The organism is Stenotrophomonas maltophilia complex sp. Om-AH-Sm3 (assembly GCF_059337855.1).
Map to the genome: position 1 here is coordinate 546,725 of NZ_JBYBLQ010000001.1, position 12,793 is coordinate 559,517.

Sequence of the window (12,793 nt, forward strand, 5' to 3'; positions counted from 1 at the left end):
GCATCTGCCGGCCAGCGGCCGGCACTACCGGCATAGCGGATCACGCGGCAAGCGCTTTTACCACCGCCTCGCTGAAAGCAGGAATGTCATCCGGCTTGCGGCTGGTGATCACGTTGCCGTCGACCACGACCTCGGCATCGCGCCAGTTCGCGCCCGCGTTGGCCAGGTCCTGCTGAAGGGAGGGCCAGGAGGTCAGCTCGCGGCCATCTGCCAGCCCGCTGTTGATCAGCAGCCACGGACCATGGCAGATCGCCGCGACGGGCTTGCCGGCTTCATCCACTGAGCGGATGAAGCTGAGCACCGCGTCGTCGGTGCGCAGTGTGTCCGGATTGATGACGCCCCCTGGCAGCACCAAGGCATCAAAGCCCGCCGGATCCGCCTCGTCCAGCGGAATGTCGACCGCGACGGCGTCGCCCCAGTTCTTCTCTTTCCAGCCCTTGATGGTCGCCTCCTTTGCGGGCGACACCACGCTGACCCGCGCACCTTCCGCTTCCAGCAGCCGTTTGGGCTCGGTCAATTCGGACTGTTCAAAGCCGTGGGTCGCGAGGATTGCGATCTGTTTGCCCTTCAATCGCTCTGCCATGGGTGCACTCCAGTTGGGGGAGTGCACAGCGTGGACGAACGGCCCTTGCACGGCGGTGACCCTGCCGTGCACGGCAGGTGGAGAGGACCCGTGCCGGCCAGCGGCCGGCACTACCGGAAGGATCAGCGCTTGGGCTGCAGCATGGTGCCGGTGCACTTGGGCGAGCCGCAGCGGCATTCCCAGATCTTCTTCAGCTTGGCGGTGTGGCGCTCGGCCAGCGTGATGCCGTAGTTGTAGGTCAGCTCTTCGCCAGCCTTGATATCGCGCAGCGCCTCGATGAACACCTTGTCGCCACGGCTGTCGCCGTCCTCATCCTCCTCGATCACCGCCTCGCAGTTCGGGTCGCAGCTGTGGTTGATCCAGCGCGCATCGTTGCCCTTGTAGTTGGCGTCGATCACCCAGTCGTCATTGAGGGTGAACAGGAAGGTATGGCCGCTTTCGACGTCGCCGCTGTCATCGGCATCAACGTCGCCATGGCTGCGCAGCAGGCCCTTGTACTGGATCACGCGCTCGCCCTGCTTGATCGGGGCGACGGCGAACACGCCGTTGCCATGGATGGCGGACTTGCGGGCTTGGATCTTCTTCGGCATCGGCACGGGCTGTTTGCAGCGGATGGAACAGGGATTCTCGCCCATTCCGGGTGATTGCGAAAATCACCCGGTTGGCGCAGCATGGCGCCCCCGGCAGCGCCCGCTGGCAAAGCCTCCCGGCCCGGCCCCAGCGCCGGCTGAATGCCCGGGTTGGATGGTGGCGAATAAAAGCGTACAATTTCAGTCCGCTTTAAGAACCACTCGCATCCCCATGTTGCGCGTCACCAAGCTCACCGATTACGCCACCGTCGTGCTGACCGTGCTCGCCGCCCGTCCGGGCGAGGTGCTCAGTGCCACCGAACTGGCCGAATTCACCGGCCTGGAGCCGCCCACCGTCAGCAAGGTACTCAAGCCGCTGGCCCAGGCCGGCCTGGTCGAAGGCCTGCGCGGCGTCCGTGGCGGCTACCGGCTGACCCGCCCGGCCATCGAGATCTCGCTGTTCGAAGTGGTCGAAGCGATGGAAGGGCCGCTTGCCCTGACCGAATGCAGCCACGACCACCACCAGTGCGGCATGGCACCCAAGTGCGGCGCGCGCAGCAGCTGGCGGTTGATCAACGACGTGGTCTCCGAGGCCCTGCGCGACGTCAGTCTTGCGCAGATCCTGCCCCCCCTTCCCCTTGCCGATGACGAACAGCGCCGCACTATCGCTGTCGACGTCGTCTCCTGATCCACAGGCAGCCCCCCCATGGCCACCGAAACCATCGAAAACGTCGCCCACGACGACACCCCCAACCGCGAGATCCACGAGCAGCTCGGCCGCAAGTATTCGGCCGGCTTCATCACCGAGATCGAGTCGGACTCCCTGCCGCCGGGCCTGGACGAGGACACCATCCGTGCCCTGTCGGCCAAGAAGGACGAGCCGGAGTGGATGACGCAGTGGCGCCTGGACGCCTACCGCCACTTCCTGACCATGCCGATGCCGGACTGGGCCAAGCTGGAGATCGCCCCGATCGACCTGCAGGCGCTCAGCTACTACTCCGCGCCGAAGGGCCCGAAGTACGCCTCGCTGGACGACGTGCCGAAGGAACTGCTCGACACCTACGACAAGCTGGGCGTGCCGCTGCACGAGCGCGCCAAGCTGGCCGGCGTGGCGGTGGATGCGGTGTTCGACTCGGTCTCCGTGGGTACCACCTTCCGCAAGGAACTGGCTGAGAAGGGCATCATCTTCTGCTCGATGTCCGAGGCCATCAAGGAACACCCGGAGCTGGTGCGCCAGTACCTGGGCACCGTGGTGCCGGTGGGTGACAACTACTTCGCCGCGCTCAACTCGGCGGTGTTCTCCGATGGCAGCTTCGTGTTCATTCCCAAAGGCGTGCGCTGCCCGATGGAACTGAGCACCTACTTCCGCATCAACGCCGGCCACACCGGCCAGTTCGAGCGTACCCTGATCGTGTGCGAGGACAAGGCCTACGTCTCCTACCTGGAAGGCTGCACCGCGCCGATGCGCGATGAGAACCAGCTGCACGCTGCGGTGGTCGAACTGGTGGCACTGGAAGACGCGGAGATCAAGTACTCCACGGTGCAGAACTGGTACCCGGGCGACGAGAACGGCGTCGGTGGCATCTACAACTTCGTCACCAAGCGTGCCGAATGCCGCGGCGCGCGCAGCAAGGTCACCTGGACCCAGGTCGAGACCGGCTCGGCGATCACCTGGAAGTACCCCTCGTGCGTGCTGCTGGGCGACGATTCGGTCGGTGAGTTCCACTCGGTCGCGCTGACCCATCACCGCCAGCAGGCCGACACCGGCACCAAGATGATCCACGTCGGCAAACGCACCAAGAGCAAGATCGTCAGCAAGGGCATCAGCGCCGGCCGCGGCCAGAACACCTACCGCGGCCTGGTGCGCGTGGACCGCAATGCCGACGGCGCGCGCAACTACACCCAGTGCGATTCGCTGCTGATCGGCAAGCAGTGCGGCGCCCACACCTTCCCCTACATCGAGGTGAAGAACCCGGGCGCCACCGTCGAGCACGAGGCCACCACCTCCAAGATTTCCGACGACCAGCTGTTCTACTGCCGCGCCCGTGGCATCAGCCAGGAAGACGCGGTGTCGATGATCGTCGACGGCTTCTGCAAGCAGGTGTTCCGCGAACTGCCGATGGAGTTCGCGGTGGAAGCCAAGAAGCTGCTGGAAGTCTCGCTGGAAGGTTCGGTGGGCTGACCGCCCGCCCCTGCCCCTCGCAAACGCATTCTCTTTACCGGCGGGCCCAGGCCCGCCCCACGGAAACCCCCACCATGCTGAAGATCGAAAATCTCCACGCCCGCATCGGCGACAAGGAAATCCTCAAGGGCCTGTCGCTGGATGTGAAGCCCGGCCAGGTGCACGCCATCATGGGCCCGAACGGCGCCGGCAAGTCCACCCTGGGCAATGTCCTGGCCGGCCGCGACGGCTACGAAGTGACCGAAGGCAGCGTGCAGTTCGACGGTGTCGACCTGCTGGAGCAGGACCCGGAAGCGCGTGCCGCTGCCGGCCTGTTCCTGGCATTCCAGTACCCGGTGGAGATCCCGGGCGTGAACAACACCTACTTCCTGCGCGCGGCGCTGAACGCCCAGCGCAAGGCACGCGGCGAGGACGAACTCGACTCCATGCAGTTCCTCAAGCTGGTGCGGCAGAAGCTGGCCGTGCTGCACCTGAAGGACGAGCTGCTGCATCGTGGCGTCAACGAAGGCTTCTCCGGCGGCGAGAAGAAGCGCAACGAGATCTTCCAGCTGGCCGTGCTGGAACCGAAGCTGGCCATCCTCGACGAGACCGACTCGGGCCTGGACATCGACGCGCTGAAGAGCGTGGCCGACGGCGTCAATGCGCTGCGCGCCGCCGACCGTTCGTTCCTGGTCATCACCCATTACCAGCGCCTGCTGGACTACATCAAGCCGGACGTGGTGCACGTGCTGGCCGATGGCCGCATCGTCAAGAGCGGCGGCCCCGAGCTGGCGCTGGAACTGGAAGCGCACGGCTATGATTTCCTGAAGGACCGGGTCGTGCCCGAGGCGGCGGTCTGATGAGCGCCCTGCTCGACTCGATGGCCCAGGCCTTCTGCGGCAGCGATGCGCGCCGCGAAGTGCTGGATGCGGCCCTGCGCGATGGCCTGCCGGCCGCCCGCAATGAAGCCTGGAAGTACACCTCGCTGCGCCAGCTGGAACGCCGTGCGTTTGCTGCGGCACCGCTGCAGGGCCCGGCGCTGGACGCCGCGCTGCTGGATGACATCCCGGCACCGCGCCTGGTGTTCGTCAACGGCCGCCTCGATGCCACGCTGAGCGACGTGCAGGCCCTGCCGGCCGGCGTGCAGCTGCAGCCGCTGTCGGCCGCACTGGCCTGCGGCGAAGACGCCGTGCGTTTCCTTGGCCGCCGCTACGAGCGCAGCGAGGAGATCTTCGCCCGCCTCAATGCCGCGCTGGCCGATGAAGGGGTGGTGCTGCGCGTGGATGAAGGCGTGCAGGTCGAAGCGCCGCTGCAGCTGGTGTTCGCCAGTGTGGCCGGCGAGACCGACCTGGCCTGGCATCACCGCCACCTGATCGAACTGCGTGCCGGCGCCAGCCTCGGCGTGGTCGAGCACCGCTTCAGCGTGGGTGACTCCGCCCACCTGGACAACACCGTGCTGCATGCCCACGTCGCGCGCGACGCCGTGCTCAAGCACGCCCGCGTGCAGGCCGGCAGCGCGCGCCAGACCAGCTTCCTGCGCACCGACGCGGTGCTGGCCCGCGACGCGCAGTACCACCGCGTCGACCTGGAACTGGGCGCCGCGCTCAGCCGCCATGAACTGAACGTGCGACTGGAAGGCGACAACGCCCGGCTGACCGCCAACGGCGTGCTGCTCGGCAATGGCCGCCGCCACGTCGAAACCCGCCTGGGCATCGACCACATCGCGCGCGATACCGCCTGCGAACTGCTGTGGCGCGGCGTAGCCGCCAACCGCAGCCGCGTAGTGTTCCATGGTGGCATCCAGATCCGCGAAGGCGCCGATGGCACCGACGCGAACCTGTCCAACAAGAACCTGCTGCTGTCGGCGGACGCCGAGATCGACACCCAGCCGACGCTGGTGATTGACGCCGATGAAGTGAAGGCCGCGCATGGCGCGACCGTTGGCCAGCTCGATGCCAACGCGCTGTTCTACCTGCGCTCGCGCGGCCTGCCGCAGGCACAGGCGCAGGCGCTGCTGAGCGCCGCGTTCTGCCATGAGCCGCTGAAGATCCTGCCGGAAGCCCTGCGCGAGCAGCTGGCACGCCGTTTGGACAAGGCCCTGGCCGAGGCAGGTGTGGCATGAACCTGTCCACGCCGCGCCCGATCGAAGAACGCACCGGCGCCCCCGACTGGGACCGCGTCCGCCTCGACTTCCCGCTGCTGATGCGCGAAGTGCACGGCAAGCCGCTGGTCTATTTCGACAACGCCAACACCGGCCAGAAGCCGGTGCAGGTGATCGGCGCGGTGGACGAGTTCTACCGCCGTTACAACGCCAACGTCAGCCGCGCGGTACATGCACTGGGGAGCGAAGCCACCGATGCCTACGAAGGTGCGCGCAACACGCTGGCGCGCTTCCTCAACGTTCGCCCCAGCGACCTGGTGCTGTGCAGTGGCACCACCTTCGCCATCAACCTGGTGGCGTATTCGTGGGCGTTGCCGCGGCTGAAGGCCGGCGACGTGATCCTGGTGTCGCGCATGGAGCACCATGCCAACATCGTGCCGTGGCAGCTGGTCGCGCAGCGTACCGGTGCCACCATCCGCGTGGCCGAGATCACGCCTGACGGCGCGCTGGACCTGGATGCGCTGCGCGCGGCGATGACCCCGGAGGTCAAGCTGCTGGCGGTCACCCATGTCTCCAACGTGCTGGGCACGGTCAACCCGGTGCGCGAGATCTGCCGTGAAGCGCGCAAGCGCGGCATCATCACCGTGGTCGATGGCTCGCAGGCAGTACCGCACCGCAAGGTCGACGTCGCCGCGATCGGCTGCGACTTCTACGCGATCACCGGCCACAAGATGTGTGGTCCGACCGGCACCGGCGCGCTGTGGGCCCGTCGCGAGCACCTGGACGCGATGCCGCCGTTCCTCGGCGGCGGCGAGATGATCAAGGAAGTCAGCTTCGACGGCACCGTGTTCAACGATGCCCCGCACAAGTTCGAAGCCGGCACCCCGAACATCGCCGGTTTCATCGGCCTGGGCGTGGCCGCCGACTACCTGCAGCAGCTTGGCCAGGACAACGTGGAGGCGCGCGAAGCCGAACTGCTGGCGCACTTCACCGAAGAGCTGCGCCGCGTCGATGGCCTGCGCATCATCGGCCAGGCACCGGAGAAGGCCGCCGTGGTCTCGTTCCTGATCGATGGCGCGCATGCCCACGACCTGGCCACCCTGCTCGACCTGGAAGGCGTGGCCGTGCGCTCGGGCCAGCACTGCGCACACCCGCTGCTGCAGTACTTCGGCGTCGCCGCAACCTGCCGTGCCTCGCTGGCGTTCTACAACACCCACGCCGAGATCGAGCGCTTCATGACCGCGCTGACCAAGGTACGCAAGCTGCTGGGGTAAGACTCACAGCGCAGCCGGAAGCAACGAGAACGCCGCGGGAAACCGCGGCGTTTTTCATGGCGCCGCCAAGGGCAGGATCGAAGACACGCAGAGCTCCGCAGGCCATTGCCCAAGGTGCCCCTTGCCGTAAGGGAACGCGGGTTGGCCCGCCGATACGATTCCGGTGAGTTCAACCGCCTGCTCCGACGGCAGCGCCGTGACGGGAATTCCATTCACCCACACGCCGTCGGCCGCCCATGGATCCTGCACCGGTGGCCCCGGGTGCAGCGCAGACATTTCGAAGCTCTCAACGTAGGCACCCCGTACGCGCACCAGTCTGCCGTGATAACGCATGGGATCGGCACGCAGCGCCTCCACCGTCACTGGCAACGCACGGGACGCACTGAAACGCGGGCACCCCAGGCCGTTGGGCGCGATGCCGCCACTCTCCTCGTGCGCCGGCAGGCAAGCCAGAAGAGCCACAAGCAGGACAGTTGCGGCCAGCGCGATTCCCTTCGGTATGCCCACCCCTGCACTCCGCCTGGCATTTGAAGAATGCACGAGCATAGCGGTTGCCAGGACCGCCGAGGGTCTCCCCCATTTGCGCCCGCCCACTGCCCACCTAAAATGCCCCCATGAGCACCCTGACCTTCCGCGCCGCCACGCCGGCCGACATCCCCGCCCTGATCGCCCTCGTCACCTCGGCCTACCGTGGCGACGCCAGCCGCGTGGGCTGGACTACCGAAGCCGACCTGCTGGATGGCGCCCGCATCGACGCCGAAGGCATCCAGGCCGACCTGGACCGCCCCCGCTCCACCATCCTGCTGGCCGAGCGCGAAGGCGTTCTTGTGGCCTGCGCCCACGTTGCCGACGTTGAGGGCAAGGGCTACTTCGGCATGTTCTCGGTCGACCCCGCACAGCAGGGCGGCGGCGTCGGCAAACAGCTGATGGACGCCGCCGAAGCCCACGCCGCACGCGAATGGAACGTGCCGGTGATGCAGATGACGGTGATCGACGTACGCGACGAACTGATCGCCTTCTACGAGCGTCGTGGCTACCAGCGGACCGGCATCAAGAAACCCTTCCCATATGGCGACGAACGCTTCGGCATCCCCAAGCGTGACGACCTGCGCTTCGAGATCCTGGAAAAACCGCTGGCCGGAGCGGCCGCGTGAGCGACACCTGGACCTTCGTGTGCGCCAGCAACGAGCTGCTGCCCGGTGAAATGAAGAGCGTGTTCGACGAGGTGACCGGCACCCCGATCGTGGTGTTCAACCTCGACGGCGAGCTGTACGCGCTGGAAGACCAGTGCACGCACGAGGAATTCGAGCTGTCCTCGGGCGAGTTCAACACCGCCGAAGGCAGCGTGGAGTGCGTGCTGCACGGCGCGCGCTTCGACGTACGCGATGGCCGCGCCCTGTGCGCACCGGCCTATACCCCGGTGCCCAAGTTCCCTGTGAAGCGCGAACACGACGCCGTCTGGACGCGCGACGACCGGGATTGAGGCGGCGCCCCGACCTGGGGGTATCCTCCCTGGGCTGGATCTGCAGGAGGCCCCGCAAGGGCCTTCGCAGGGCGTTCCCCGGCCGCCCCGGCGTCCCGCAGCACCCCGTACATGCGAATCATTATCGTTGATGTTATTCTACGTAACATCTTCGTAACGACTTCCCTCGCGCCATGGCTTCGCCCGCGCCCACTGCCACGTTGTGCCAGCTCGCCCGCCAGGGGTGGCCACTGGCCGTGGCCGTTCTGCTGACGCTGCTGCTGGGCTGGTCGGCGCTGCACGAAGGACGCAGCAACGCCCCGACTACCCAAGGGTGGCAGGCACATGCCGAAGGGTTGCGCCAGGTCATGCCATTGCCGGCGCCGTCGGCAGACGAATGCCCGCAACATGCTGCACCTGCACCGGAGCCGCCGCTTGAGGGTGAGGGCAACACGCCCTGCACCGGAGTGGCACCCCTGCGCGCGCCCCTGGTCGCACATATCCCGCTATGGCGCTCCGATGCCCTGCGCCGGCAACTGCACGATCCCGCACTGCGCTTGAACCCCGGCCACGCGCCACCCGCACCGCACGCCAGCTGAGGCGCCCTGCGGCTGTTGCCGTGCGCCTGAAGTCGTTCGCCGCATCGCCGGGCATCAGCTCGGCTCTACAGAAGACGCTCCCTCCCTGTCGTCGCGCTGTCTGCGCTTCGGCCTTCGCCGTTTCCCGATCCACGCCACTACCCAAAGCCATGACCCACATCACGTCCCGCAAGCACGCCCCGCGCGTTTCCCTGCTCGCCACCGCCACCCTGGCCGCAGGCTTCGCGCCGCTGGCCGCGCAGGCTGCCGACAGCGCTGATGCCGCATCCAGCAAGGCCACCGACCTGGACAAGGTGCAGGTGCGCGGCAGCTGGTTCAATCCGTCCTCGCCGAAGTTCACCGCCGAACTGCTGGACACCCCCAAGTCAGTGTCGATCGTGTCGGAGAAGCTGATCGCCCAAACCGGTGCGACCAACCTGCAGGATGCGCTGCGCATGGTGCCGGGCATCACCTTCGGTGCCGGCGAAGGCGGCAACCCGACCGGCGACCGCCCCTTCATCCGTGGCTTCGATTCGCAGAGCAACGTCTTCGTCGACGGCCTGCGCGACGTCGGCTCGCAGACCCGCGAGATCTTCGATCTGGAGCAGGTGGAAGTGGTCAAGGGCCCGAGCTCGGCCTACGGTGGCCGTGATTCCGGTGGTGGCAGCCTGAACCTGGTGAGCAAGACGCCGAAGCTGAAGAACGAGACCAGCGCCAGCATGGGCATCGGTACCGACAGCTACGCACGCGGCACCGTGGATGCCAACTACGTGCTGGGCGATGGCATCGCCGCCCGCCTGAACCTGATGAAGCACGAGTCGGACATCCCCGGCCGTGACGCTGCCAATGTCAGCCGCTGGGGCATCGCACCGTCGATCGCGTTCGGCCTGAACGGCCCGGCGCAGCTGATCGCCAGCCACTACCACATGCAGAGCGATGACCTGCCGGACGCGGGTGGCTTCCCGTATGGCAACCCGAACGGGGCGCCGGCCTCGAAGTGGGTCGATGGCCGCCCGATGGTGCCGGACCGCAACAACTACTACGGCCTGGTCGATCGTGACTTCCAGCGCACCCGCGCCGACATCAGCACCCTGGATGCCAGCTACGATTTCGGCGGCCACAAGCTGCGCAACATCGCGCGCCTGGGCAACACCAGCAACGATTACCTGTGGACCCAGCCGGACGACAGCCAGGGCAACCCGAACAACTACGGCACCCTGTGGCGCCGTACCAACGCCCGCGCCGTCGACGTCAAGAGCTTCGCCGACCAGCTGGGCCTGACCGGTGCCTTCCAGACCGGCGCGCTCAAGCACAGCTACAGCGCTGGCGTGGAATACAGCGACGAGAAGATGACCCGCGGCAGCTACCTGATGACGCCGGGCACCAGCAACCCGCTCACCGGCAACAGCAAGTGCCCGACCACCGGCGCGGCCACCGGTTACAACTGCACCGATTTCGCCAATCCGGATCCGCGCGATCCGTGGGCAGCCACCCATTCGGTGTACCGCAGCGACAAGGCACTGGACGTCGAGCAGCGCACCAGGACCACCTCGGCCTACGTGTTCGACACCATCGAGCTCAATGAGCAGTGGATGATCAACCTCGGCCTGCGCTACGACGACTTCCGCACCACCCTGACCACCCCGGTGGCCGGCAAGGCACCGACCCGCGTGCGCAACAGCAATGACTTCCTGAACTACCAGGCCGGTGTGGTGTTCAAGCCGGCCGCCAACGGCAGCATCTACCTGTCGTGGGGCACCTCCTCGACCCCGCCGGGCATGGACGGTGGTGACGGTTCGGACGGCCTGAGCGCCGCCGTGGCCGACCTCAAGCCGCAGGACACGAAGAACCTCGAACTGGGCACCAAGTGGGACCTGTTCGACCAGCGCCTGAACCTGACCGCAGCGATCTTCCACACCGTGATGAACAACGCACGCGTGACGGTCGACAATGGCACCAGCCAGAACGCCGGCAAGAAGGAGATCAACGGCTTCGAACTGGGCTTCACCGGTCAGCTGACCGACGCCTGGAGCCTGTACGGCGGCTACACCTACCTGGACTCGGAACTGAAGGACAACGGTTTCGTCTGTGGCGCACCGGTGGGCCGCACCTGCCCGTCCAACGTGTACGTGCCGTCGCCATACAACGGCAACGTGTTCCCGAACACTGCCAAGCACAGCGCCAACCTGTGGACCACCTACCGCTTCCCGATCGGCCTGACCCTCGGCGCCGGCGCGTTCTACTCGGACAAGCAGTACGGTGATGTCGCCAACACCAAGTGGATCCCGAGCTACACCCGCTTCGACGCGATGGCCAGCTACGCGATCCAGGACAACATCAGCCTGCAGCTCAACGTGCAGAACCTGACCGACAAGACCTACTTCACCAAGGCCTATGCCTCGCACTACGCGAGCATCGCCCCGGGTCGCTCGGCCACCCTGGCACTGAACGTCAAGTTCTGATGTAACGGCGCTCCACCACGGCGGCAGGCGCTCTCCTGCCGCCGTTTTTGTTTCCGGCGATACTCACCCCATGGCAACCCGTACCCCCATCGACAGCGACGCCCTGGCCGAGCTGCTCCAGCAGGATCCACAGGCTGCGTTCGCACGCGTGCGCGACGCCGCACAGGCCGGGCAGGTCGAGGCGCAGCTGCTGCTCGCGCAGATGCACATGGAAGGTAAAGGCACCGCGCAGGACGCCTCGGCTGCGCTGCTCTGGTACGAAACCGCCGCCAACAACGGCGCGCCGATGGCGATGAACATGCTCGGCCGCTGCCATGAGCTGGGCCAGGGCACCACGCCCGATCCCACGCTGGCCGCGGTGTGGTACCGGCGCGCGGCCGACACCGGCCTGGACTGGGGCCTGTACAACCTGGCCAACCTGCTGGCCACCGGCCGCGGCGTGCCCCAGGACCGCGCGCAGGCACTGGCCCTGTACACCCGTGCCGCGCACCTGGGCCATGCCAAATCGATGAACCTGCTGGCCCGCCACCTTGAAGACGGCCTGGAGATCGAGCGCGATCCGCAGGCCGCCCTGGGCTGGTACCGGCGCGCGGCCGAGGCCGGTGATTTCCGCGGCCAGGCCAACTACGCCTCGATCCTGCTGCAGGCCGGCCAGGTCGAGCAGGCCGTGCACTGGCTGCGGCTCGCCCTGGCGCACGGCAGTCCGGCGTTCATGGCGCACATCGTGCCGGAACTGGCCGCGTCGCCGCATCCCCAGGTGCGCGCCCTGATCGCACCGCCGTCCCTCTGAGGAGTCCCGCATGCTGCTGCACATCCCCGACATTCTCAGCGCCGATCAGGTCGCCGGCTTCCGCCGCCGACTGGATGCCGCCGACTGGACCGATGGCCGCGAAACCGTGGGGCATCTGGGCGCACAGGCCAAGCACAACCAGCAGCTGCCCGAGGCTTCCCCGCTGCGCCGCGAACTGGGCGAGATCATCCTCGTCGCGCTGGCCCGGCACCCGCTGTTCTTCAGCGCCGCGCTGCCACTGAAGTACCTGCCACCGCGCTTCAACCGCTACAGCGGCGGCGGCACCTACGGCTTCCATGTCGATGGCGCGGTGATGAACCTCGCCAATGGTGAACAGCTGCGTTCGGACATCTCCTGCACCCTGTTCCTGTCGGCGCCGGATGAGTACGAGGGCGGCGAACTGATCATCAGCGACACCTACGGCGAGCACGAAGTGAAGCTGCCGGCCGGCGACCTGGTCGTGTACCCGTCCAGCAGCCTGCACCAGGTGCGGCCGGTTACCCGTGGCGCACGCGTGGCTTCTTTCTTCTGGGTGCAGAGCATGATCCGCGACGACGTGCAGCGCCGCCTGCTGTGGGAAATGGATGGCTCGATCGAGCGCCTGCGGCAGACCGGCGGCGACGCCGAGGCGATCCTGCAGCTGACCGGCGTGTACCACAACCTTTTGCGGCGCTGGAGCGAAGTCTGAGCCTTGCCGGGCCGGCCTGCGGCATTTTGGCAATCATTCTCATTTGCAACAGCTAACGGCTCTCATTACAATCACGCCCCGTTGATGCCGGCCGCTGCCGGCAGACCCCTGGGGACCCCTGCTTG

Annotated in this window: 14 protein-coding genes; 11 read left to right on the forward strand and 3 right to left on the reverse strand. The window is 66.9% G+C overall.

The annotated features are described in order from the left end of the window. Positions 1–40: 40 nt before the first annotated feature. Together AC10QF_RS02525 and AC10QF_RS02530 are read right to left on the reverse strand one after the other, a co-directional pair. Positions 41–583, reverse strand: coding sequence for a type 1 glutamine amidotransferase domain-containing protein (locus AC10QF_RS02525; RefSeq protein ID WP_005415602.1), 543 nt, complete (start codon positions 581–583; stop codon positions 41–43). 122 nt (positions 584–705) lie between these two features. Further along, the gene (locus AC10QF_RS02530) at positions 706–1,173 is read right to left on the reverse strand and encodes an SET domain-containing protein (RefSeq protein WP_012479369.1); all 468 of its coding nucleotides are present in this window, start codon (positions 1,171–1,173) and stop codon (positions 706–708) included. Positions 1,174–1,384: 211 nt separating this feature from the next. On the opposite strand from AC10QF_RS02530, the gene AC10QF_RS02535 reads away from it, so the two are divergent. The 5 genes from AC10QF_RS02535 to AC10QF_RS02555 all read left to right on the forward strand — a co-directional run bounded on the left by AC10QF_RS02535 (position 1,385) and on the right by AC10QF_RS02555 (position 6,688). Continuing rightward, a complete protein-coding gene (locus AC10QF_RS02535) occupies positions 1,385–1,840 on the forward strand; it encodes an SUF system Fe-S cluster assembly regulator (RefSeq protein ID WP_049414161.1) in 456 nt (151 codons plus the stop codon). A gap of 18 nt (positions 1,841–1,858) precedes the next feature. Then, on the forward strand, positions 1,859–3,334 hold the full coding sequence (sufB, locus tag AC10QF_RS02540) for a Fe-S cluster assembly protein SufB (protein ID WP_005408435.1): 1,476 nt from the start codon (positions 1,859–1,861) through the stop codon (positions 3,332–3,334). Positions 3,335–3,408: 74 nt separating this feature from the next. Continuing rightward, positions 3,409–4,173, forward strand: coding sequence for a Fe-S cluster assembly ATPase SufC (gene sufC, locus AC10QF_RS02545; RefSeq protein ID WP_005415598.1), 765 nt, complete (start codon positions 3,409–3,411; stop codon positions 4,171–4,173). Beyond that, positions 4,173–5,435: a Fe-S cluster assembly protein SufD gene (sufD, locus tag AC10QF_RS02550; protein WP_494541689.1), complete on the forward strand. Its 1,263-nt coding sequence runs from the start codon at positions 4,173–4,175 to the stop codon at positions 5,433–5,435. Before sufC ends, sufD begins: the two co-directional genes overlap by 1 nt. Continuing rightward, positions 5,432–6,688, forward strand: a complete 1,257-nt coding sequence (locus AC10QF_RS02555; RefSeq protein ID WP_005415596.1) for a cysteine desulfurase — start codon at positions 5,432–5,434, stop codon at positions 6,686–6,688. Before sufD ends, AC10QF_RS02555 begins: the two co-directional genes overlap by 4 nt. Positions 6,689–6,742: 54 nt before the next feature. On the opposite strand, the gene AC10QF_RS02560 is transcribed toward AC10QF_RS02555, so the two are convergent. Next, a complete protein-coding gene (locus tag AC10QF_RS02560) occupies positions 6,743–7,234 on the reverse strand; it encodes a hypothetical protein (RefSeq protein WP_065196581.1) in 492 nt (163 codons plus the stop codon). A gap of 68 nt (positions 7,235–7,302) precedes the next feature. Here AC10QF_RS02560 and AC10QF_RS02565 point away from each other — a divergent pair, with 68 nt between their 5' ends. The 6 genes from AC10QF_RS02565 to AC10QF_RS02590 all read left to right on the forward strand — a co-directional run bounded on the left by AC10QF_RS02565 (position 7,303) and on the right by AC10QF_RS02590 (position 12,668). Further along, on the forward strand, positions 7,303–7,842 hold the full coding sequence (locus AC10QF_RS02565) for a GNAT family N-acetyltransferase (RefSeq protein ID WP_065177925.1): 540 nt from the start codon (positions 7,303–7,305) through the stop codon (positions 7,840–7,842). After that, positions 7,839–8,171 (forward strand): non-heme iron oxygenase ferredoxin subunit, encoded by a 333-nt coding sequence (locus AC10QF_RS02570; protein WP_005415593.1) that lies wholly within the window; start codon positions 7,839–7,841, stop codon positions 8,169–8,171. Before AC10QF_RS02565 ends, AC10QF_RS02570 begins: the two co-directional genes overlap by 4 nt. Before the next feature lie 173 nt (positions 8,172–8,344). Beyond that, complete coding sequence (locus AC10QF_RS02575; RefSeq protein ID WP_005415592.1) at positions 8,345–8,749, forward strand: hypothetical protein; 405 nt, start codon at positions 8,345–8,347, stop codon at positions 8,747–8,749. Positions 8,750–8,898: 149 nt separating this feature from the next. Next, positions 8,899–11,190: a TonB-dependent receptor gene (locus AC10QF_RS02580; protein WP_494541690.1), complete on the forward strand. Its 2,292-nt coding sequence runs from the start codon at positions 8,899–8,901 to the stop codon at positions 11,188–11,190. A 70-nt stretch (positions 11,191–11,260) separates the two neighbouring features. Then, the gene (locus AC10QF_RS02585; RefSeq protein WP_494541691.1) at positions 11,261–11,980 is read left to right on the forward strand and encodes a tetratricopeptide repeat protein; all 720 of its coding nucleotides are present in this window, start codon (positions 11,261–11,263) and stop codon (positions 11,978–11,980) included. 10 nt (positions 11,981–11,990) lie between these two features. Continuing rightward, entirely contained in the window at positions 11,991–12,668 is a 678-nt protein-coding gene (locus AC10QF_RS02590) for a Fe2+-dependent dioxygenase (protein WP_494541692.1), read from the forward strand. Positions 12,669–12,793: the final 125 nt, after the last annotated feature.

Coding starts and splice junctions, on each gene's coding strand:
- AC10QF_RS02585 (WP_494541691.1), top strand. CDS start 11,261: ATGGCAACCCGTACCCCCATCGACAGCGACGCCCTGGCCGAGCTGCTC.
- sufC (WP_005415598.1), top strand. CDS start 3,409: ATGCTGAAGATCGAAAATCTCCACGCCCGCATCGGCGACAAGGAAATC.
- AC10QF_RS02525 (WP_005415602.1), bottom strand. CDS start 583: ATGGCAGAGCGATTGAAGGGCAAACAGATCGCAATCCTCGCGACCCAC.
- AC10QF_RS02530 (WP_012479369.1), bottom strand. CDS start 1,173: ATGCCGAAGAAGATCCAAGCCCGCAAGTCCGCCATCCATGGCAACGGC.
- AC10QF_RS02590 (WP_494541692.1), top strand. CDS start 11,991: ATGCTGCTGCACATCCCCGACATTCTCAGCGCCGATCAGGTCGCCGGC.
- AC10QF_RS02575 (WP_005415592.1), top strand. CDS start 8,345: ATGGCTTCGCCCGCGCCCACTGCCACGTTGTGCCAGCTCGCCCGCCAG.
- AC10QF_RS02560 (WP_065196581.1), bottom strand. CDS start 7,234: ATGCTCGTGCATTCTTCAAATGCCAGGCGGAGTGCAGGGGTGGGCATA.
- AC10QF_RS02580 (WP_494541690.1), top strand. CDS start 8,899: ATGACCCACATCACGTCCCGCAAGCACGCCCCGCGCGTTTCCCTGCTC.
- sufD (WP_494541689.1), top strand. CDS start 4,173: ATGAGCGCCCTGCTCGACTCGATGGCCCAGGCCTTCTGCGGCAGCGAT.
- AC10QF_RS02555 (WP_005415596.1), top strand. CDS start 5,432: ATGAACCTGTCCACGCCGCGCCCGATCGAAGAACGCACCGGCGCCCCC.
- AC10QF_RS02535 (WP_049414161.1), top strand. CDS start 1,385: ATGTTGCGCGTCACCAAGCTCACCGATTACGCCACCGTCGTGCTGACC.
- AC10QF_RS02565 (WP_065177925.1), top strand. CDS start 7,303: ATGAGCACCCTGACCTTCCGCGCCGCCACGCCGGCCGACATCCCCGCC.
- sufB (WP_005408435.1), top strand. CDS start 1,859: ATGGCCACCGAAACCATCGAAAACGTCGCCCACGACGACACCCCCAAC.